This window comes from Streptomyces sp. R41 (genome assembly GCF_041053055.1).
GTDB lineage: Bacteria > Actinomycetota > Actinomycetes > Streptomycetales > Streptomycetaceae > Streptomyces.
The window spans coordinates 9,069,260-9,089,278 of the sequence record NZ_CP163443.1 but is presented as its reverse complement, the minus strand read 5'-3'; the positions used below and the strand labels follow the sequence as shown (position 1 = coordinate 9,089,278).

18 protein-coding genes and 1 pseudogene are annotated in these 20,019 nt (G+C 70.8%); 9 read left to right on the top strand and 10 right to left on the bottom strand.

Annotated elements, in window-relative coordinates:
* The first annotated feature begins 20 nt into the window (after positions 1–20).
* Entirely contained in the window at positions 21–986 is a 966-nt protein-coding gene (locus AB5J53_RS41265; protein ID WP_369250710.1) for an FAD-dependent oxidoreductase, read from the top strand.
* 49 nt (positions 987–1,035) lie between these two features.
* Here AB5J53_RS41265 and AB5J53_RS41260 read toward each other — a convergent pair whose 3' ends face one another.
* Positions 1,036–2,316, bottom strand: a complete 1,281-nt coding sequence (locus AB5J53_RS41260) for a M14 family metallocarboxypeptidase (RefSeq protein WP_369252787.1) — start codon at positions 2,314–2,316, stop codon at positions 1,036–1,038.
* Positions 2,316–4,277, bottom strand: coding sequence for a Xaa-Pro dipeptidyl-peptidase (locus AB5J53_RS41255; RefSeq protein ID WP_369250709.1), 1,962 nt, complete (start codon positions 4,275–4,277; stop codon positions 2,316–2,318). Before AB5J53_RS41255 ends, AB5J53_RS41260 begins: the two co-directional genes overlap by 1 nt.
* A gap of 227 nt (positions 4,278–4,504) precedes the next feature.
* Here AB5J53_RS41255 and AB5J53_RS41250 point away from each other — a divergent pair, with 227 nt between their 5' ends.
* The gene (locus AB5J53_RS41250) at positions 4,505–5,995 is read left to right on the top strand and encodes a M1 family metallopeptidase (protein ID WP_369250708.1); all 1,491 of its coding nucleotides are present in this window, start codon (positions 4,505–4,507) and stop codon (positions 5,993–5,995) included.
* Between the two features lie 214 nt (positions 5,996–6,209).
* Here the strand turns inward: AB5J53_RS41250 and AB5J53_RS41245 are convergent, their stop codons facing one another.
* From AB5J53_RS41245 to AB5J53_RS41230, 4 genes are all read right to left on the bottom strand, one after another.
* Positions 6,210–7,130 (bottom strand): PfkB family carbohydrate kinase, encoded by a 921-nt coding sequence (locus AB5J53_RS41245; RefSeq protein ID WP_369250707.1) that lies wholly within the window; start codon positions 7,128–7,130, stop codon positions 6,210–6,212.
* The gene (locus tag AB5J53_RS41240) at positions 7,127–7,615 is read right to left on the bottom strand and encodes a macro domain-containing protein (RefSeq protein WP_369250706.1); all 489 of its coding nucleotides are present in this window, start codon (positions 7,613–7,615) and stop codon (positions 7,127–7,129) included. Before AB5J53_RS41240 ends, AB5J53_RS41245 begins: the two co-directional genes overlap by 4 nt.
* Positions 7,616–7,658: 43 nt before the next feature.
* Entirely contained in the window at positions 7,659–9,125 is a 1,467-nt protein-coding gene (locus AB5J53_RS41235) for an amino acid permease (RefSeq protein WP_369250705.1), read from the bottom strand.
* Positions 9,126–9,360: 235 nt separating this feature from the next.
* Entirely contained in the window at positions 9,361–11,127 is a 1,767-nt protein-coding gene (locus AB5J53_RS41230) for a long-chain fatty acid--CoA ligase (RefSeq protein WP_369250704.1), read from the bottom strand.
* 136 nt (positions 11,128–11,263) lie between these two features.
* On the opposite strand from AB5J53_RS41230, the gene AB5J53_RS41225 reads away from it, so the two are divergent.
* A complete protein-coding gene (locus tag AB5J53_RS41225) occupies positions 11,264–11,962 on the top strand; it encodes a MerR family transcriptional regulator (RefSeq protein ID WP_369250703.1) in 699 nt (232 codons plus the stop codon).
* Positions 11,963–11,977: 15 nt separating this feature from the next.
* On the opposite strand, the gene AB5J53_RS41220 is transcribed toward AB5J53_RS41225, so the two are convergent.
* Together AB5J53_RS41220 and AB5J53_RS41215 are read right to left on the bottom strand one after the other, a co-directional pair.
* A complete protein-coding gene (locus AB5J53_RS41220) occupies positions 11,978–12,718 on the bottom strand; it encodes a hypothetical protein (RefSeq protein WP_369250702.1) in 741 nt (246 codons plus the stop codon).
* A 69-nt stretch (positions 12,719–12,787) separates the two neighbouring features.
* Positions 12,788–13,513 (bottom strand): SDR family NAD(P)-dependent oxidoreductase, encoded by a 726-nt coding sequence (locus AB5J53_RS41215; RefSeq protein WP_369250701.1) that lies wholly within the window; start codon positions 13,511–13,513, stop codon positions 12,788–12,790.
* Positions 13,514–13,648: 135 nt separating this feature from the next.
* Between AB5J53_RS41215 and AB5J53_RS41210 the strand changes: the two genes are divergently transcribed.
* From AB5J53_RS41210 to AB5J53_RS41185, 6 genes and pseudogenes are all read left to right on the top strand, one after another.
* Positions 13,649–14,539: an ABC transporter permease gene (locus AB5J53_RS41210; protein WP_369250700.1), complete on the top strand. Its 891-nt coding sequence runs from the start codon at positions 13,649–13,651 to the stop codon at positions 14,537–14,539.
* Complete coding sequence (locus AB5J53_RS41205) at positions 14,536–14,676, top strand: hypothetical protein (protein ID WP_369250699.1); 141 nt, start codon at positions 14,536–14,538, stop codon at positions 14,674–14,676. Before AB5J53_RS41210 ends, AB5J53_RS41205 begins: the two co-directional genes overlap by 4 nt.
* Before the next feature lie 57 nt (positions 14,677–14,733).
* Positions 14,734–14,979, top strand: a complete 246-nt coding sequence (locus AB5J53_RS41200) for a hypothetical protein (protein ID WP_369250698.1) — start codon at positions 14,734–14,736, stop codon at positions 14,977–14,979.
* A complete protein-coding gene (locus AB5J53_RS41195; RefSeq protein WP_369250697.1) occupies positions 14,980–15,801 on the top strand; it encodes a sugar ABC transporter substrate-binding protein in 822 nt (273 codons plus the stop codon). It abuts the gene before it with no gap.
* A gap of 1 nt (position 15,802) precedes the next feature.
* Positions 15,803–16,315, top strand: a pseudogene (locus tag AB5J53_RS41190) (ATP-binding cassette domain-containing protein); the annotation flags it as partial.
* A 114-nt stretch (positions 16,316–16,429) separates the two neighbouring features.
* Positions 16,430–17,320 (top strand): ATP-binding cassette domain-containing protein, encoded by an 891-nt coding sequence (locus tag AB5J53_RS41185; RefSeq protein WP_369252785.1) that lies wholly within the window; start codon positions 16,430–16,432, stop codon positions 17,318–17,320.
* Positions 17,321–17,531: 211 nt separating this feature from the next.
* Here AB5J53_RS41185 and AB5J53_RS41180 read toward each other — a convergent pair whose 3' ends face one another.
* Positions 17,532–18,272, bottom strand: coding sequence for an IclR family transcriptional regulator (locus AB5J53_RS41180; protein ID WP_369250696.1), 741 nt, complete (start codon positions 18,270–18,272; stop codon positions 17,532–17,534).
* Positions 18,273–18,330: 58 nt separating this feature from the next.
* Positions 18,331–19,962 (bottom strand): thiamine pyrophosphate-binding protein, encoded by a 1,632-nt coding sequence (locus tag AB5J53_RS41175; RefSeq protein WP_369250695.1) that lies wholly within the window; start codon positions 19,960–19,962, stop codon positions 18,331–18,333.
* Positions 19,963–20,019: the final 57 nt, after the last annotated feature.

The following is a 20,019-nucleotide window of genomic DNA, read 5'->3' as shown; positions in this document are numbered from 1 at the left end:
GATTCCGTTAACGTCCCCGCGTGAAGAACGCTCGCAGCGGTGAAGTGATCGTGGTCGGCAGTGGTGTCATCGGCCTGACGACGGCCGTTGTCCTGGCCGAGGGCGGCACACGGGTACGGGTCTGGGCGCGAGAGCCCGCCGAGCGGACCACCTCGGCGGTTGCGGGCGCGCTGTGGTGGCCGTATCGCATCGAGCCGAAGACTCTCGCCCGCGTGTGGGCCATCCAATCACTCTCCGTGTACGAAGAGTTGGCGCTGCGGTCCGAGGAGACGGGCGTACGCATGGTCGAGGGCGTACTGGGCGAGTCGCGGCTGGACGAGCAGGTCTCGTGGGTCGCCACCCGGGTGCCGGGACTGCGGGCGGCGACGGCGGAGGAGTACGCGGGCACGGCGCTGTGGGCGCGGTTGCCGCTGCTCGACATGCCGGTGCATCTGCGGTGGCTCCGCGAGCGGTTCCTGGGGGCGGGAGGGACGATCGAGGCGCGCACGGTGGCGGACCTCGCGGAGGCCGAGGCACCGGTCGTCGTCAACTGCACGGGCCTCGGCGCCCGCGAGCTCGTACCCGATCCGGCGGTACGGCCCGTGCGCGGGCAGCTGGTGATCGTGGAGAACCCGGGTATCCGCACCTGGCTGGTGTCGACGGACGCGGACGCCGGGACGACCACATACGTCTTTCCGCAGCCGGACCGGCTGGTCCTGGGCGGCACGACCGACGAGGACGACTGGTCGCTGACGCCCGACCCGGTCGTGGCGCGGGAGATCGTCGAACGGTGCACGGCGCTGCGTCCCGAGATCGCCGGGGCGCGCGTGCTCGACCACCAGGTGGGCCTGCGGCCGGTGCGCGACTCGGTCCGGCTGGAGCGCGAGGTGCTGCCGGACGGGCGGGTGGTGGTGCACAACTACGGTCATGGCGGCGCGGGCGTCACGGTGGCGTGGGGGTGCGCGCGAAAGGCGGCCGGGCTCGTGCACCCGACCGCCTCCGCCTGAGGACCTGCGGACCTGGGGACCTGGGGACCTGGGGACCTGGGGATCGTCCTCAGCAGGCCGTCTCCGGCTCCCCGGCCGTGAGGTGGTACGGCGCACGCCCGTCGAGGAGCAACGGGACGAGGGCGCGCAGGGACTGCCGCAGCGGTACGAGGACGCCGCCGCCGTCCGGTCGTACGCGCACGCCGTGCAGGGCGAGTTCGTCGCGCACGTCCGCGTACTGGTCCGCCGTGAGCCGGTAGCCGCAGGGCGGATCCTGGATCACCTCGGCGGGTTCGGCCGGGTCGTTGTCGGCGCCGCCGAGGTAGACCGGGCCGGTGTCCCGGTAACCCGCGAGCCGGGCCGCCCCGGTGGCCGCGGCGACGCGTGCGCCGCGCTCGCCCGCGAAGCCGAACAGGCCGCCGAGCGCCGCCAGTTGGGAGTGCACCCGACGCCGGTTGTTCAAGGAGGCATCGGCCCGCTCGGCATCCGTGACCGGGTCGACGCGGCTCTCGATGAGCAGGCCGACAGAGTGTTTTACGCCCGACATGTTCCGCAGGATGCGCTCCTGGCCGTCACCGGCGGTCTGTTTGATCGGGTCGCCGGTCACGGGGTCGGTCCAGATGCCGTACGTGCCCGTCGAGTACCCGCCCTCCCGGGCGGCGGGCCGTACATAGTCCCGCGACAGGGTCACCGCCTCGTCGTGCACGGCCGCGTCCGTGTTGAGGTTGCGCGGCCAGAGGTCGAAGAGGTCCTTGTCGTAGTACTTGGGCGTGGCCCCGTACTCGTGCAGGTCGTAGACGACGTCGGGCCGGTGGTCGCGCAGGACGGCCGCCATCGCGCGGGCCTCGGCCGTCTTGAGGGCGAGGTGGTCGCGGTTGATGTCGACACCGTCACTGTTCTCGCGGGTGTCGGCGGCGCGGCCGTCGGGGTTGGCGGTGGGGACGACGAGCACGCTGGTGCTCTGCAGGAATCGCCGGGTGCTCTGGTCCTTCGCGTACGCCAGGTCGCGGATCGTGGTGAGGCAGGCCTCGCGCCCGGACGGCTCGTCACCGTGCTGGCTGCACACGAGGAGCACGGTGGTGGCCGGGCGATGGGCGCCGATCCGGACGAGCTGGAGCGGGCGGCCCTGCTCGGTGGTGCCGATCCTGGACAGGGACACCCGGCCGCTCGCCTTGTCGACAGCGGCCAGGAAGTCCTGCTCCTCCGGTTGGCTGGTCCAGCGTGCGCCGTCGGTCTGCTCGAATCCGGTACGCGGCGGGGTTTCCGTCGCGTACGCCGGTGCCGTCAGCAGGGGCGCGGCCAGGGCCGTGGCGGTGACCGCCACGGCCAGGGCGCGGATGCGTAAGTGGATCAACGGGTCTCTCCCGGGACACGGTGGGCGGCGCGCGGCTCCTGTACGCCGTCGAGGACGGCCGTGCTCCGCGTCGCGGCGGAACCGGACGTCGCCCTGGTGAAGGCGTCGGCGCCGCCGACCAGCGGGACCCGGGCCGACGTACGGGACAGGTCGAGCGTCAGGGTCGGGGTGGTGGACGGAGGGTCGATGAGGTCCTTGTCGGTGCCCGCAACGATCAGCGCGAGCCGGTGGCCCTTGGGGACGACGTGGTCGGAGGCCGCCAGGTCGAGCGTGATGGTGTACGCCTTGCCCGGGGTGAGCGGGACGCCCTTGAGGTCGGAGGCGTAGTTGCCGAGGTCGGCCCAGCCACGGCTGAAGACCGTGTAGTCGACGTCGGCCTTGTTCGCCTGCGTCACCTTGAAGCAGGGGCTGTCGCCGGTCGTGCTCGCGCCCCAGCAGGTGCGGTCGGTGAGCGTCGTGATGCCCTCCCCGGCCGCGTTGTAGTCGCGGATGGTGTCCGGGCCGAGGTCGACGAGTACGGCGGAGAGATGGGCTGTCGAGGTCGTCGGGGTGGCGGTGACGGTCACCTTGGACGAGCCGGACAGTCGGAGGTCGTGCGTGAGCGGCTTGCTGACGAAGCCCGCCTTGTCGGGGGTCGGTTGGTCGATGTGCGCGGCCCAGTCGGTCTCGCTCAGCGCCGGGTTGTCGGTGAAGGTCTCGGTTCCGGAGTTCGTACGCAGGCCGAGGGTGCCGACGCCCGCCTGGGTGCCCGTGCCGGGGCGGAGGGTCGTCGTCTCGGTGGCGCGGGGCGGCCAGACGCTGGAGGTGACCCACTGGTCGGGGTGGCGCTCGATGTCGGCCATGGGCTCGTCGTCGATGCCGTTGTCGTAGCCGAGGAGTTCGTGGTCGAACCAGTGGTGCAGGGTGTCGACCCAGGTGGCGCGGCGGAAGTCGAAGGGGTCGACGTGGCCGGTCTGGGAGAGCCAGATCTTGCGCTCGACGCCATTCTTGGCCAGGGCGCTCCACCACTGGCCGAAGTGCTTGGTGCGGACGTTGAGGTCCTGCATGCCGTGAATCAGGAACACGCTTGCCTTGACCTTGCTCGCGTCCTTCACGTAGTCGCGCTCGGTCCACAGCGAGGTCCAGTCACCCGTGCGCGGCGCCTCGTCGACCAGCTTCTGCTGGACGGCGGCGCACTTGGTGCGGGCGTCGGGGCTGTCGACGTAGTCGGAGAGCCAGTCGGGGCCCGAGTCGTAGAGCGGGGCACCCTTGGCGAAGTAGTAGTCGTACCAGGAGGAGATGGCGCTGATCGGCACGATGGTCTTGAGGCCCTTGACGCCGGTGGCGGCCACGCCGTTGGCGATGGTGCCGTCCCAGCTCTTGCCGATCATGCCCGTCTTGCCGTTGGTCCAGGTAGCCGTGGCCGTGGCGGTGCCGGCCCGGGAGGTGTACCCCTTGGCCCGGCCGTTGAGCCAGTCGACGACCGCCTTCGCGGACTGGATGTCGGAGCGCCCGCCGACGTCCACACAGCCGTCGGACCGGTTGGTGCCGGCCAGGTCGACGCCGACGAAGGCGTAGCCGCGCGGCACGAAGTAGTTGTCGTAGAACAGCGGCATCTGGACGACGTTGCCGCCCGCGTCGTACGTCTTCTTCTGGCTCTCGTTGCCGCGTCCGCAACAGGAGTAGTACGGGCTGGCGTCCATGATCACGGGTATCTTGCGGCCCTGCTGGGCGAGTTCGCGGGGGCGGACGATGTCGACGGCCACGCGGTCGGTCTTTCCGTCGCTGTCGCCGTCGAGGCCGGTGTCCACCCAGACGGATTCACGGATCGCGTTCTCGTACGAATAGACCGGGGTGCTCTCCCGTGGGGCGCTGTGTGCAGCGGTGGGGACGAGGAAGGCGGCCATCAGGGCGGCCGTGGCCGCCGTCGCGAGCGATCTCCAGGTCGTGAAGCGCATGCGGCGCGCTGATATCGGCATGCGCGGAACGTACCCCGGTCAACTCCCGTGCAAAAGGGGGCCGGTGACGGTCCAAAAGGCATGCGGGACGCACGGGCCGTGGTCGGAGGTGAAAGGTCCGTGGGGCGGAATCGCTCATGTCGGCCGAATGGCGATCGTGTGACAGGGGCGGCCATGGACATGACCGGGACCGCAGGGACTGAATAGGCTCCGAACAGACCTCATGCCCCTACGACTTGGAGCTTGACGTGCACCGCAGACTCATCGCCCCGGGCGCGCTCGCGGCCTCCCTCCTGCTGGCGATCCCGGCATCGGCGGCCAGTTACTCTCCCGGGGCGCCGGGCATCGGCGACCCCTACTACCCGGCCTACGGCAACGGCGGATACGACGTCTCGCACTACGATCTGCGGCTCAAGTACCAGCCGCAGACGGACGAGTTGGAGGGCACGGCGACCCTCCTGGCCACCACCACGCAGGATCTGTCGCGGTTCGATCTGGACTTCCTGCTCGATGTGAGCGAGGTGCGGGTCAACGGCGCGAAGGCGTCCTTCGCGACCTCGGGTCAGCACGAGCTGGAGATCACCCCGGCGAAACCGCTGCCCAAGGGCACGCCGATCACGGTCGTCGTCCGCTACAGCGGAGTGCCGTCCACGAAGAGCGCGTACGGCTTCTCGACCTGGCACCGCACTCCGGACGGGGCGGTCGCGGCGGACGAGCCCGAGGCGGCGTGGTGGTGGTACCCGAGCAACGACCACCCGCTCGACAAGGCCACGTACGACGTGTCGGTTGCCGTCCCCGACGGTACCCAGGCGATTTCCAACGGCACACTCCAGTCGACCAGTTCGAAGCTCGGCTGGACGCGCTACAACTGGCGGTCCAACAAGCCGCAGGCCACCTATCTCACGACGCTCGCGGTCGGAAAGTTCGACATCAGTACCGGCACGTCGGAGGGTGGCGTCCCGGTCATCAATGCGTACAGCAAGGACCTCGGCGACAACGACGGGGCCGCGCGGGCGAGCGTCGAGCGGACCGGGGAGATCGTCGACTGGCTGACCGGGTACTTCGGCCCGTACCCCTTCAACTCGGTCGGCGGCTACGTCCCGAACACCACCACCGGGTACGCGCTGGAGACGCAGACCCGCGTGTACTACAGCCCCAAGCAGTTCGCGAACGGCTCCAACACCTCCGTCGTTGTCCACGAGTTGGCGCATCAGTGGTACGGCGACGATGTGTCGCTGAAGGGCTGGAAGGACATCTGGATCAACGAGGGCTTCGCGCGCTACGCGCAGTGGCTGTGGTCGGAGCACGAGGACGAGGGCACGACGCAGGAGCTCGCGGACTACGTGTACGCGTCGCATCCGGCCGACGACGCCTTCTGGACGGTCAAGCCCGGTGACCCCGGCCCGGACAACCAGTTCGACATCGCGGTCTACGACCGGGGCGCCCTGGCGGTCCAGGCGCTGCGCAACGAGGTCGGGGACGACGCGTTCTTCGCCATCCTCAAGGGCTGGCCGAAGGATCACGCGTACGGGAACGCGTCGGTCGGCGACTTCCAGAAGTACGCCGAGCAGGTGTCCGGCAAGCCGCTCGCCTCGCTCTTCGACACGTGGCTGCTCCAGCCGACGAAGCCGGCCGCTCCGGCGGCGCGGACCGCGTCGATCGCGAAGGCCTCGGCGGCTGCCGTGCAGCCGAAGTCGTGGAAGAAGATCGCGGCGACGAACGACCTCCACGAGGGCTGAGCCGCGGGCAAACGCCGTGCGACTCGGGGCAGTTGCCCCGGGCCGTACGGCAGGGACACCCGAGACCTACTCCTTTCACGCATGACGCGGGGTTCGGGTCGTGGGCCTTCGTCCTGGGCCTGTCCGCTGCCTGGGTGATCGGTGCGGCGGCGGCCATGAGCACGTACGGCCGACGGCAGCGCGGGCCGCCGAAGTAACCACCGGAACAGGCGGGCTACTTCGACGTCGTCGGCTCTGAGGCGGCCGCCCTGGTCAGGAGTTCGTCGCGGGACAGGGCGGCGGCCTCCGTGGACGGCACCGTGCACGCGTACGCCCCGGCCACCGCGCCGTACTGGGCGCAGCGTCCTGGCGGCTCGCCGTTCAGCCACCCGAAGAGGAAGGCCGCGGCGAAGGCGTCGCCCGCGCCGTTGGAGTCCACCACCGGCGCGGGAGGCGTGACGGCCGGTATGTGGGTCAGCGCGCCGTCGGCCAGCAGGAACGCGCCGTCGGCCCCGGCCGTGGCGACGACCACCTCGGCCCGGCCGCGCTCGACGATGCCGCGCACGGTCCGCTCCGGGTCGGTCAGGGCGGCAGCGGACACGAAGACGACGTCCGCCGCGAGAGCGAACGGCTCGTGATACGCGTTCTCGCCGTCCCAGTTGTGCAGGTCGGTCGAGAGGGTCACCCCGGCCTCGCGCAGCACGGGCAGGGCGAAGGCGCACGGGTGGGTGATGGACACGTGGGCGTGGCGGCTCGACTCGGCCAGCTTCCGGACCACCGGCTCCGGCAGCCGGTCGTCGGCGTGTGCGCGGCTCGTGTCGTAGAGGGACAGCCGTCTGCCGTCGGGGCTGACGAGGTTGACCGCCCGCTTGGTACCGGCGGCCTGCGGGACGGCGGTGAGCGCGATGCCCTTCTCCCGGTGCAGGGCGCGGACCAGGTCGCCCTCGGGGTCGTCGCCGAGCATGTCGATGTGGTGGGTCCGCAGACCGAGGGCGGTCAGGGCCAGAGCGACGAAGTCGCCGGTCTGTCCGGCGCGGGTGCGGATCCCGGGCTCGATCATGTAGCTGTCGGCGTACGGCAGCGGTAGCTCCGGCACGTACACGATGGTGTCCACGCCCGCCCCGCCGAGCACGAGGACGTCGGTGTCACGGCTCAACTCTGGCCCTCCCCATAGTCGTAGACCGCTACCGCGACCCCCCGCCGCACGAGCCGCTCGGCGATCAGCGGTTCGACGCGGGACCACGTGCCGCCGGCCAGACCGCAGCCTATCCGGGGCATATGGACGGAGGCACCCAGTTCCAGCGCTTTGTCTGCGAGGCGGCCGAGGGCCGTGTCGATCGCGTCGTAGCGCACGGGAACGCCCTTGCTGCCCGTGCGTATGCCACGCTGCCCCACCAGGTTCGCCACCCACACGTACCGGTCGACCTGGACGAACTGGGCCGCGCCCAGGCCGAAGTCGTTGTGCGCGCGGTCCCGGTGCCAGGCGCGGTAGGCCTTCTCCGGCTCCGGCCAGCGGCGCGAGAGCGCGAGGACGAAGCCCTTCCCCCATCCCCCGATGTCGTTGCAGACATGGGCGATCACCTTGACGCCCTTGACCGACGGAACGGTGGCGTCACCCCGGACATACGTGATCTCCGACATGCCGCCACCGTAGGCGCTGCCACTGACAGTGGCCCGTGACCTGCTACTTCGTGAGCTCGCTCAGCTCCTGGTCCTCGGCCTTCGAGATCCGGCGGCGCAGCGCGAACCAGCCGCCGACCAGCAGGGCCGCGATCACCGGGATGAGCAGCAGCGTCTTCCGGCCGACCTCGGGGTCGTTCCACATCAGGCCGAGCACGGCGAGCAGGAAGGCGATGGTGACGATCTCGGTGACCGGGCTGCCCGGGAGGCGGAACGACGGACGCGTCACCACCCCCTCCTTGGCGCGGCGGACGAACACCAGATGGCAGATCATGATGATCACCCAGGTGCTGATGATGCCGAGGGAGGCCACGTTCAGGACGATCTCGAAGGCCTGGCTCGGCATGAGGTAGTTGAGGCCGACGCCGAGCACGCACACCGCGCAGGTGAGCAGGATGCCGCCGTACGGGACCTGGCTGCGGTTCATCCTCGCGGTGAACTTGGGGGCCGAGCCCGCCATGGCCATGGAGCGCAGGATGCGGCCGGTGGAGTACAGACCGGAGTTCAGCGACGACATGGCGGCCGTCAGAACGACCAGGTTCATGACGTCACCGGCCGCCGGGACGCCGATCTTGGAGAGGACCGTGACGAAGGGGCTCTGGTCTGCCGAGTAGACCGAGCCGGGCAGCAGCAGGGCGAGCAGGACGACCGAGCCGACGTAGAACAGACCCACGCGCCACATGATCGAGTTCACCGCGCGCGGGACGACCTTCTCCGGCTCGGCGGTCTCGCCCGCGGCGACACCGACCAGCTCCAGGGCGGCGTACGCGAAGATCACGCCCTGCATGACCAGGACGACCGGCATCATGCCGTGCGGGAGGATGCCGCCGTGGTCCGTGATGACGCTCAGGCCGGGCGTGGTCCCGCCGACCTCGTGCTGCGTGGCCAGCAGGAAGATGCCGATCAGCATGAAGGCGACGAGGGTGGCGACCTTGATGATCGCGAACCAGAACTCCATCTCGCCGAAGATCTTCACCGAGATCAGGTTCACGGCCAGGACCACCGCGAGGGCGATCAGGGCCAGCGTCCACTGCGGGATGTCGGTGAAGAGGCTCCAGTAGTGCGTGTAGAGCGCGATCGCCGTGATGTCCGCGATTCCGGTCGTCGACCAGTTGAGGAAGTACATCCACCCGGCGACGTACGCGCCCTTCTCGCCGAGGAACTCGCGCGCGTACGACACGAAGGACCCCGAGGAGGGCCGGTAGAGGACCAGCTCGCCGAGGGCCCGTACGACGAAGAAGGCGAAGATTCCGCAGACGAGGTAGGCGATCGCGAGTGCGGGGCCAGCGTTGTGGAGGCGGCCGCCGGCTCCGAGGAAGAGTCCGGTGCCGATCGCGCCGCCGATCGCGATCATGTTGACGTGACGGGCCTTGAGGTCCTTGCTGTAACCGGCGTCGCCCGCGTCCGCGGGCGTCTGGGTCGCGTGGGTGGGGGATGCGGCCTTGGCCGTGTCCACGGCGTCCTTGCTCACGGGTGGATCCACTCTCTGGTGCGCCCGACGCACTGGGTGCGCGGGTGTCCGGATGTTCCTCGGCCCGTGCCGCCCCTGACGCGGCACAGACCAAGGCGGCACCTTCCCCCAGAGATCACCCCGTATGCGATGGCGCACGTCACATAGCGGCACATCTCACATGGTGATCAAGGGGTGTACAGGGGCTGATCGTGAGGTGTAACGCCACCGGTCAGAGGCGTACAGCTCCTTTGATTCAAGGGGTGTAAAGCTCCTCGATCACGTGCCCGTAGCGCTCCCGGATCGCCCTGCGGCGCAGCTTGAGCGAGGGCGTGAGCTCGCCGGTCTCCGGGCTCCACTCGCGGTCGAGCACCCGGTAGCGCTTGATCTGCTCGGTGCGGCTGAGGCGCGCGTTCGCCTGCTCCACGGCGCGGGCGATGCCGTCCTGCAGCGCTGCCGGGTCGGTCGCCGCCGACGGGTCCGGGACAAGCAGGGCCACCAGGTAGGAACGCCCGTCGCCGTGCACATAGGCCTGGTCCACGAAGGGATGCTCCTTGAGCGCGTTCTCGACGAGCGCGGGCGAGACGTTCTTGCCCGTCGAGGTCACGATCATTTCCTTCTTGCGGTCGGTGAGCCAGAGGAAGCCGTCCTGGTCGATCCGCCCGATGTCACCGGTGGCGAACCAGCCGTCGGCGTCACGGGCGTCCTCGACCGAGCCGTCCGCGCACAGATAGCCGTCGAAGACGGTCGCACCCCGTACGAAGATCTCGCCGTCCTCGGCGAGGCGGAGTTCCAGGCCGTCCAGGGGCTTGCCCACCGAACCGAGCCGGAAGGCGGTGGGACTGTTGGTGGTGGCGACCCCGATCGTCTCCGTCAGCCCCCACGCGTCCATGATCGCGAAGCCGAAGCCCGCCCAGAAGTCCACGACGTCCGGCGGCATCGGAGCCGAGGCGCTCGCCGTCCACGTCAGTCGGTCGAATCCGGCAAGGGCGAGGATCGGGTCGAGCACCTGTTCCTTCGCCGCGCGGTACGCCTGTTCCAGCTCGGCGGACGGCTCCTCGCCCCGTTCGAGACGGGCCACGCGCGCGCGTGCCGTCTCCCTGGCGGCCTCCACGGCCCGGCGCCGCTCCTCGGGAAGCCCGGCCAGCGCGGCCCGTACGGCGGAGGCGAGCTTCTCCCACACGCGCGGGACCCCGAAGAACTGCGCGGGGTGCAGTTCTCGCGCGATCGCGGCCACCTGAGTGGGTTCCGCGCACAGGTACACATGCGAGGCGCGGAACACCGGCAGATAGATCCCGAGCATGCGCTCGGCGATGTGCGCGAAGGGGAGATAGCAGAGGTGCTCGACATGGTCGGGGAGTTCGACGAGGCGGTCGAGCGCGAGCGCGTTGAGGACGACCTTGCGGTGGGTGATGCGTACGCCCTTGGGGTCGCCGGTGGTGCCCGAGGTGTAGACGACGGTGAGGGGGTCGGTGGAGCGCGTCTCGGACCAGCCTTTGTCGGCGGTCTCCCGCCCCTCGTCGGCGCTCGCCCGCCCCTTGAGGGAGTCGTACGTCCGATGGGGCCCCGCCTCCGCCGCCTCGGCGACGACCAGTCGCTCCAGTGGCGTGCCGGAGTCCTCCAGCAGCGGCTCCCAACGCGCCAGTTCACGCACCCCCTCGATGATCGCGAGGCGGGCGCGGCTGTGCCGGGCGATGTGCGCGACCTGTTCGGGGGCCGCGGTGCCGTAGACGGTGACCGGCACGGCGCCGAGGTGTGTCAGCGCCAGGTCGCTCAGCCAGTGCTCGGGGCGGTTGCTCATCATCATGAGGACGTGCTCGCCGCGCTCGACGCCGAGGTCCGCGTATCCGGCGGCGAGGACGGCGGCCTCACGGCGCACCTCGCTCCAGGTGAGCGTGGCCCAGCCGTCCTCCGTGCGCCAGGACAGCGCCGGCAGATCTCCATGGTCCTCGGCATTGCGCAGCAGCAGGGCGGGGAGCGTGAGTTCGGCGGGTTCCCCGGGGAGTCGCAGGATCGTGGTCATGACCGCCTCCTGGCGCCGTCGGCTCGGTGCACCGGGCTCCGGACGCTTTCACAACACTGGTGAGACAGCAATACTGTTGCACCGGATCGACCGCTGCTCCTGATCGCTGCACAGCCCGGAGAGACAAGGACCTGCCATGACGACGGACACCGAAGAGCCGACGCTCACGGTCGACGAGCTGGCCGCGCGGGCGGGCGTCACGGTCCGTACGGTCCGCTTCTACAGCACCAAGGGGCTGTTGCCGCCGCCCGTGATCGGTCCCCGGCGCGTGGGCCACTACAGCCAGGAGCACTTGGCCCGGCTCGCACTCATCGAGGAGCTGCAGCACCAGGGCATGACGCTCGCCGCGATCGAGCGCTATCTGACGCAGCTGCCGCCCGGCCTGAGCGCTCACGACCTCGCCATCCACCGTGCCGTGGTGGCCTCCTGGGCGCCCGACGCGGCGGAGGACGTGACGCGCGAGGAGCTGGAGCGGCGGGCAGGGCGCTCCCTGGACGACGGGGACCTGGACCGGCTCACCGCGATGAGCGTCATCGAGCGGACCGCGGACTCCTTCCGCGTGGACCCGGGGCTGCTGCGGCTCGGCGTACAACTGCTCGACGTACCGCTCGCGCAGGAGTCGATCCTCGCGGCGCGCACGGTCCTTCTGGAGCACTCGCGTGCGGCCGCCCACGAGCTGTCCACACTGCTGCGGGAGGCGGTGGGCGAGCGGGAGTCGGTGGCGGCGGTGAAGTCGCTGTCGGCGCACATGCAGCCGCTGGTGGTGCAGGCGCTGCTGACCACGTTCCAGCGCTCGCTCAAGGAGGAACTGCGGGAGTGGCTCAAGGAGTCCTGAGCCACTCCCCCCGCTCTACGAGACCTTCAGCCCCGCCGCCGACGCGGTGGGTGTGTCGCCTGCCGCGAGCTGCCGCAGCCGCTCGGCGTACATCTGGGCGAGACCGGTCAGGGTGCCGGAGGCCCCCGACCGCGCCGAGTTGGTGTCGGCGCGGTGCTCCAGGGTGCCGATGTACTTCCCCTGGAGGATCACCGTCTCCTGGGTGTGCTCCTTGGAGACGGACTTGTTCTGGAAGGTGACGCTTCCGGCGTCGTACGTCCGGGTGTTGAGCACCTGGAGCTTGCTGGTGCGGTTGCGGGCGTAGCTGTCCCAGGCGTTGAACGCCTTCGATGCGGCCTTCGCGTTGCTGTACACGATGACCTCGAAGCGGGCGCCCTCACCGGCGCCGGAACCGCTGTAGCCGACGTCGCCGTGCGCCACGGCGTTCCTGCATTTCGAGGACGGCTCCTTGCAGCTCGTGGGGGCCTTGGCGCGGCTGGAGAGCGCCTCGGTGACCGTGCGCAGGGCGGTGGGCATGCTGTCCGCGGGCGGCAGCACGGACTGCGCCTGCCGGGCTCCGGTCAGCGACCCGCCTCCCGTCGAACCGCCGTTGGTGCGGCTGCGGGAGGTGGACGAGTACCCCCGGCTCTTCTTCTTGTGCTTCTTGCCCTGGCATCCCGTGAGCGCGAGCGACAGGACGAGAACGCCGACTCCGGCTCCTCGCAGCACTCGCTTGGTGGTGCACCGCACGTACGGCCCCTCCGTTGGCGTGATCATGATCTACGGCAGCCTAGGACGTGGACGAGGCGGATCCGGTTGCGTCGCCGGTGGACGCACAGAAAACCCTCACAAGTAGGCGGACCCGCCTGCCACATTGAGGGTCTGGCCGGTCAGGAAGCCGCTGCCCTCGTCGACCACGTACAGGAGGGTGGAGACGAGATCGGGCGGCTCCTGGGTCCTGGGGACGTCCTGCTGGGCGCGGACGTGCTCGAAGCCGCCGGCCGCGCCGACGGTCCGCTCGGCGGTGGCCGTGCGCACCATGCTCGGCGCGATCGCGTTGACGGTGATGTCGTAGGGCCCCAGGGCGGAGGCCAGCGCGCGCGTGAAGCCGATCAGCCCCGCCTTCGAGGAGACGTACGCGACCATCGTGGGCGGCGCGGTGAGGACGGCCGCCGACGTGATGTTCACGATCCGGCCCCAGCCCGCCGCCTTCATATGCGGCAACGCGGCGCGCGTCACCAGGAACGGGGCCTCCAGGTTGACGCGCATGATCCGTCGCCACTCCTCGGGCGTGGTGTCCTCGAAGGCCGACTCAGGGTAGACACCCGCGTTGTTGACGAGCACGTGCAGCGTCCCGAACCTGTCGATGACACGCTCCACCGCCGACTCGATCTGTTGCTCGTCGGTGACGTCGGCGATCAACTCCAGGTAGTCCAGCACCCGCTTGGCCGTCTCCGGCTGCGGTACGAGATCCAACCCCGCGACCCGGTATCCGCGCCCTGCCAGCGCGACGGCGAACTCCTGCCCGAGGCCCTGTGCCGCTCCGGTCACCAGGGCGGTACGTGTCTCCATGCGCCGAGTGTGAGGACCCGTCAGGCGCTCGGCAAGGGCGCATTCCACTCGCCGGAACGGCCGTGTTGCCGCGGGCGTTCGCGGAGCCCACGCTGCGGGCGACCGCCAGCGCCAGCCGTACGGGAGCCGTGTCCCATGACAGAGACCGAGCGTGCCGTGGACGACGCCGAGCGCGCCCGCGAAGAGGGCGGCGGACGACGGCAGTTCGGGGCGCTGCCCCGGCGGCTGGTCCGTGACGAGCTGGGCGTGCTCGTCGTGCTCGGGCTGCTGATCGCCGGAATCGGCATCCCGTACCCGGACTTCCTCGACAGCGACAATCTGCTCACCACCGCCCACAACTCCGTCTACATCTCCCTGATGGCGTGCGGGATGGTCTTCGCGCTCGCGATGCGCGAGGTCGATCTCTCGGTGGGCGGCACGTACGCGATGTGTCTGGTCGTCGGGGCGCTGCTGGTGCGGGAGGGGACGGCGCCCTGGCTGGCGGTCCCGGTGGTCCTGGTCACCGGGACCGTTCTCGGGGTCTTCAACGCACTGGTGACGACGCTGCTCGCGCTGCCGTCGTTCATCGTGACGCTGGGCACGCTGATGCTCTACCGGGGCGTCGGTCTCGCCCTCGCCGACGGCAAGCAGATCACCGATCTGCCGCTCGACGACTCGTTCTTCACGCTGGCGGGCGGTGACGCGGCGGGGGTTCCGTTCGCGCTGTGGGTGCTGCTCGCCGTGGTCGTGGTGCTGGCGGTCGTGCTGACCCGGACACCGTTCGGGGCGCGGGTGCGGGCGATCGGGTCCAACCCCGACGCCGCCGAGTTCAGCGGCATCCCCGTCGTCCGCACCCGCATCCAGGCACTCGCCCTGTCCGGGCTGACCACGGCCTGCGCGGCCGCGCTCGCGCTCGCCTTCTACGGGGCCGGTGACCCGACGCTCGGTCAGGGCTACGAGTTGCAGGCCATCGCCGCGTGCATCATCGGCGGCACTCCGCTCGCCGGGGGGCGGGCTCGGTGGTCGGGGCGGTGGCCGGCGCGATGATCCTCTCCGTGGTCGCCTCCGGGCTCGTCTTCTTCGAAGTACCCATCAACTGGACGTCGTTCGCGACGGGCGGGGTGATCCTCGTCGCGGTCGCGGCGGACAGCGCACTGCGCCGTACGGGACGCCGACGCCGTTGAAGTCCCCTCGGTCCTGTGCCTGTTCAGATCCCGTTCGGAGCCTGTTTGGAGGCCGTGATGCACCCCCGATTGCGTACGCTGCTGGCCGTGCCCGCCGCGCTGGCCCTCCTCGCCGCGGCCGGCTGCGGCAGCGGCAACGGCTCCGGCGGCAAGAACGGCAAGCTCAATATGGGCATCGCCGTGGCCAACATCAGCCTGAACTTCGCCCACGAGATGGTCCTCGGCGCGGAAAGCGCGGCGAGCCACGAGGGCAACGTGAACTTCAAGGCGGTCGGGCCCCCCAACACGGACGGGCCCGCCTAGGTGCAGCTGTTCCAGAACCTCACCGCCCGCGCCAAGGACGGCATCGTCCTGGAGAACCTCGACCCGCCGATCTTCACCCGGCCGGCCGCCCGCGCCGTCGACCAGGGCATCCCGATCGTCGCCCTCGACACCTCGCCGACCGACGGCAGCAAGGTCGACTTCTATGTGGGCAACGACAATTACGCGCTCGGCGAGCTGATGGCGAAGGAGGCGCTGAAGCGGCTGGGCAGCGATCCGAAGGGGCAGATCGTCATCGGCGTGCCCAACCCCGGGACTCCGGTGCTGGACAACCGGGCCAAGGGCATCGCCGACACGTTCAAGAAGGAGGCCCCGAACGTCAAGGTCCTTGGCCCCTTCCAGACGTACAGCGATCCCGGACAGAACTACAGCTCCTGGTCGGCACAGGTGAACGCACACCCCAAGGCGCTGGCCTTCCTCGGGGTCGGCGACGCCGACAGCTACAACCTCGCCAAGATCAAGAAGGCCGAGAAGGGCACCTGGCTCACGGCCGGTTTCGATGTCGACCCCAAGACCCTCGACGCGGTCAAGGACGGCTCGAACTTCGTCACCATCGACCCGCAGCACTTCCTCAAGGGCTATCTGTCCACGGCGATGCTGATCGAGGCCGTGCGCGACAACGACGGCAAGCTGCCGAAGGGCTGGTTCCTGTCCCCCGGCGGAGTCGTCGACAAGTCCAACATCGACGAGATCATCACGCGGCAGAAGTCCGCGAAGGCGGCGTACGACTGGTACAAGCCGACCATCGACAAGCTGCTCGGCGACCAGCAGGCCCAGCTCAAGCCCCTGAAGGACGCGCGCTGAGATGAATGACGGCGACATGCTCGTGGCGCGGGACCTCGTCAAGTCGTACGGCGGGGTAAAGGCCCTGGACGGAGCGGGCATCAGCCTGCGCGGCGGCGAAGTCCACGCCCTGGTCGGCGAGAACGGGGCGGGCAAGTCGACGCTCGTACGGATCCTGTCGGGCGCGGTGGCGCCCGACGACGGGTAGGTGCTGCTCGCGCGGGAGGCGCCGGCCGGTGGAATCGCCGTCGTCTCCCAGGAGTTGAGCCTCTTTCCCGATCTCACCGTCCGCGAGAACCTCTACCCCTACGGCCCTCCCTCAAGCTCTCGTCTTCGCTCGACCAGGGGGCACCCCCATCGCCGCTTCGGCCTGCTCGACCGGGGCGCCACGGACCGCGCCGCCCGCCCGGTCCTCGCCGAGCTCGGACTCGACGTCGACCCCAGCACGATTCTCGGCGAACTCTCCCTGGCCGACCAGCAGTTGACCGAGATCGCCCGGGCGCTGCTGCGGCGCCCCGAGATCCTTGTGCTCGACGAACCGACCTCCGCGCTGTCGGCCGCCGCCGTGGACCGCCTCGAACGAGTGCTGCTCACCCTCACCGGGAGGGGCATCGCGGTCCTGTACGTCACCCACTTCCTGGAGGAGGTGATGCGCTTCGCGCAGCGCGTGACCGTGCTGCGGGACGGACGGGTGGCGCTGGCCGGGGCGCGACGGGAGGACGTGGACGTGAATGAGCTCGTGACGGCGATGCTGGGTGGCCGGCCTCCCCAGCCCGTACGCCGTACGCGCGCCGTCGCCGACGGGCCACCGCCGGTGGTGCTGTCCGAGGTCAGCGTCCCGGGGCGGCTCGCCGATGTCACCTTCACGGTGCGCTCGGGCGAGGTGGTGGGGGTGGCTGGACTGCAGGGGGCGGGCCATCTCGCCGCGTTGGAGGTGGTGTGCGGGCGTACGGCGATCTCTGCGGGGCGGGTCGACGTGGGCGGCCGGGGGCTGCCGCACTCGCTTCGGGCCGCGGTGCGCGCGGGGGTCGCGTTCGTGCCCAGTGATCGCAAACGGTGCGGGCTGATGGCCGAGCGGATGGTGTGGGAGAACGCGACCGCGGTGAGCTGGCTGGCGCTGGGGCGCGGCGGCATGCTGCCCTCGCGTGCCGAACTCGTCCGCCACACCGGCGACTTGACTGACCGGCTCCGGCTGCGCGGCGGTCCGTACGACGTGGTGGCCCGCCTCTCCGGTGGCAATCAGCAGAAGGTCGTCTTCGCGAAGTGGCTCGCCACGGACCCCCGCATCGTCGTCCTCGACGATCCGACCCGAGGTGTCGACGTGGGGGTGCGCGCCGAGATGCATCGCATTGTGGGTGAGTTGGCGGCGGGCGGGGCGGCGGTGCTGATCGCCTCCACCGATCTGGCGGAGCTGACCGAGGTGTGTGACCGGGTGCTGGTCTTCGTGCGGGGGCGGGTCGTGGGTGAGGTGCGTGGGGAGAGGCTTACGGAGCATGCGCTGGCGGTGGCGGTGCAGTCGGGGGTGACGGGGTCGGGGTGACGGGGTCGGGGTGACAGCCCAGGCGGTGTTCGCCCCCGCCGCCCCTGCCCATTCCCGTCCCCTGGGGGCTGCCGCCCCCAGACCCCCCGCTAAAAGATTGCGCGGTTCCCCGCGCCCCTTTTCAGGGGCGCGGGGAACCGCGCGAACGGGGTCTGGGGCGGAGCCCCAGGGACGGGAATGGGCAGGGGCGGCGGGGGCGAAAGACTCTCCGTCACGCCGACAGCGTGCGGGTCAGGGCACGGGCCGCCGCACACACCCGCGCTCCGATCCGGTCCATGTCCAGGCGGCGCGTACCACCGGTGACCGAGATCGCCGCGATCGGCCGCGGCCCCCGGCCCCGTTCGTAGACGGGCGCCGCCACCGCGGAGACCCCGATCTCGGCCTCCTCCAGGTTCACGCCGTACCCGCGAGCGCGCGTCGCGGCGAGGTCACGGGCGAGCTGCCCCGGCAGGACGAGGGTGCGCGGGGTGAGCCGGGGCAGTCCGCCGTGCGGCGGACGCGGATCGTGGGCCAGAAAGATCTTGCCGGTGGCCGTGCAGTGCGCGGGCAGCCGGCCTCCGGCGCGCGAGACGATCGGGGTGGCACGGCGGCCGGTGACTTTCTCGAGGAAGAGGGTGTCGGGGCCGTCGGGCACGGCGAGGTGCACGTTCTCGTGGGTCTCCTCGTGGAGATCCCCCAGGTAGGGCAGCGCGGCGTCCCGCAACTCCCGGGCGGACGGCGCCGACTGACCGAGCACGAAGAGGGCGAGCCCGATGCGGTAGAGCCCATCGGGAGTGCGCTCGACCAGCCCGAGCCGGACCAGCTCGCCGATCAGGCGGTGCGCGCTCGGTTTGGGCAGCCCGGTGCGCAGCGCCAGCTCGGCGAGGCTCAGGGCGCCCTCGGAATCCCCGCAGGCACGCAGCAGCGCCGCCCCGCGCGCGAGCACCGACTTGGGCGCCGGACCGTCCGTCATGGACCGATGGTCGGGGCGCCCGGGGTCGGTTGACAAGGTGCGAGTCACTGTGAGTCGGTCATCGCTGCCCAAGTGGTACGTCGACGAGGAGGGGACCGGTCAACTCCCCTGCCCCCGATACGAGTTCGCGTAGGTGATCGGCGCTCGCCGCCCGGACCGCGTCGACGCCGAAGAAGCGCGCCGCCTGCGTGAAGTCGAGTGTGCCCAACTCCGTTCCGGGACAAGGGCCGTGGTCTCCCATCGCCTGGTACGTGTCCTGAAGTGTGCGGTAGACGCCGTTGCTCATCACCACGAACAGCACGGGTACCGCAGAGCGCGCCGCGCTCCACAGTCCCTGGAGGCCGAAGAGTGCGCAGCCGTCGCCGAGGACGGCGACAACCGGTCGCCCGGGTTCGGCGAGCGCCCGGCCGACGGCGGCCCCGATCCCCCAGCCGAGGCCGCCGCCGACGGTGTGCGTATAGCTGCCGGGACGGTCGAGGCGCACGAGCCGGCGCAGCAACAGGCCGACCGTGATGGCCTCTTCGACGACCGCGGCGTCCGGCGGCAGTCCGCGCGCCACGGCGTGCGCGGCGGCCCAGGGCGCGAGCGGCGCCGGGGAGTAGGCGGCCCGGGCGGCGGCCTCCGTGCGGTTCCGCTCGGCGGTATGTCGCTCGCCGGCGCGCAGCACTCGGGCCTTCGCGGTGTGCGCGGGCACGTGTTCGCGCAGCAGCTCGGCGAGCCGGTCGAGGGAGGGGGCGAGCGCGCCGACGAGTCCGCTGTCGGCGGGGAAGTTGCGGCCGATCTCGGCGGGGTCGGAGTCGAGTTGCACGACGGTGAGGCCGGGTGGCAGCGCGGGACCGGGGCTGTAGTGGTGCGGGGTGAACGCGTGCGCGCCCGCGATGAGCACGGTGTCGTACGGCGTGAGCGCGTCGCGGATCGCGTCGTGGCGCGGAGGCAGCATGCCCGCGTACAGGGGGTGCGTGGTCGGGAAGTTCAGGCAGTCGGCCATCGGCTGGTGGTGAACGGGCGCGCCGCAGGTCTCGGCCGCGCGCACGAGCGCCGGGACGGCGTCGTCGCGGCCCACGCCGTCTCCCGCGACGATCACGGGGCGGGTGGCGGCGCCCAGCAGCACGGCGGCGCGCTCCAGGCCAACGGCCGGCCCTGTAAGGGGTGTCGGCGTACGGGCCGGGACGTCGACCTCGGTGTCCTCGGTGAGCAGGTCCATCGGCACGGAGAGGAACACCGGTCCCGCGGGCGGCCGTACGGCCAGGGCGAAGGCCCGGCGCACGGCGAGCGGCAGGTCACGGGCGTGCTGGACGTCGACGGCCGCCTTGACCGCCGGGCGGGCTAGCCCGATGAGGTCGCCCGACAGCATGGGGTCCTGCTGGAGGTGGCGGCGGTCCTGCTGGCCCGCGATCACCACCAGCGGGGTGCGTGAGCGGCGGGCGTTGAGCAGGCCGATGAGTCCGTTGGCGAGCCCGGCCGCGATGTGCAGGCTGACAAAGGCGGGCCGCCCGGTGGCGCGGGCGTATCCGTCGGCCATGGAGACGACCGCGCCCTCGTGGATGCCGAGGACGTACTCGGGCGCGTCCTTGGTTTCCGCGAGGGCGGCCAGCAAGGGCAGTTCGGTGGTGCCGGGGTTGCCGAAGACGCGGTCCACGCCCTCGCCGCGCAGAATGTCCAGCAGGGCGAGGGCGGGGCGGCGACCCATGGGAGCTCCTCGGTGGGGGCGAGTACCGGTTCGCGGGTCAGCGTCCGGTGCCCGCCC

Coding starts and splice junctions, on each gene's coding strand:
- AB5J53_RS41255 (WP_369250709.1), bottom strand. CDS start 4,277: ATGCCGATATCAGCGCGCCGCATGCGCTTCACGACCTGGAGATCGCTC.
- AB5J53_RS41240 (WP_369250706.1), bottom strand. CDS start 7,615: ATGTCGGAGATCACGTATGTCCGGGGTGACGCCACCGTTCCGTCGGTC.
- AB5J53_RS41230 (WP_369250704.1), bottom strand. CDS start 11,127: ATGACCACGATCCTGCGACTCCCCGGGGAACCCGCCGAACTCACGCTC.
- AB5J53_RS41225 (WP_369250703.1), top strand. CDS start 11,264: ATGACGACGGACACCGAAGAGCCGACGCTCACGGTCGACGAGCTGGCC.
- AB5J53_RS41220 (WP_369250702.1), bottom strand. CDS start 12,718: ATGATCACGCCAACGGAGGGGCCGTACGTGCGGTGCACCACCAAGCGA.
- AB5J53_RS41215 (WP_369250701.1), bottom strand. CDS start 13,513: ATGGAGACACGTACCGCCCTGGTGACCGGAGCGGCACAGGGCCTCGGG.
- AB5J53_RS41210 (WP_369250700.1), top strand. CDS start 13,649: ATGACAGAGACCGAGCGTGCCGTGGACGACGCCGAGCGCGCCCGCGAA.
- AB5J53_RS41205 (WP_369250699.1), top strand. CDS start 14,536: ATGATCCTCTCCGTGGTCGCCTCCGGGCTCGTCTTCTTCGAAGTACCC.
- AB5J53_RS41200 (WP_369250698.1), top strand. CDS start 14,734: ATGCACCCCCGATTGCGTACGCTGCTGGCCGTGCCCGCCGCGCTGGCC.
- AB5J53_RS41185 (WP_369252785.1), top strand. CDS start 16,430: ATGCGCTTCGCGCAGCGCGTGACCGTGCTGCGGGACGGACGGGTGGCG.
- AB5J53_RS41180 (WP_369250696.1), bottom strand. CDS start 18,272: ATGACGGACGGTCCGGCGCCCAAGTCGGTGCTCGCGCGCGGGGCGGCG.
- AB5J53_RS41175 (WP_369250695.1), bottom strand. CDS start 19,962: ATGGGTCGCCGCCCCGCCCTCGCCCTGCTGGACATTCTGCGCGGCGAG.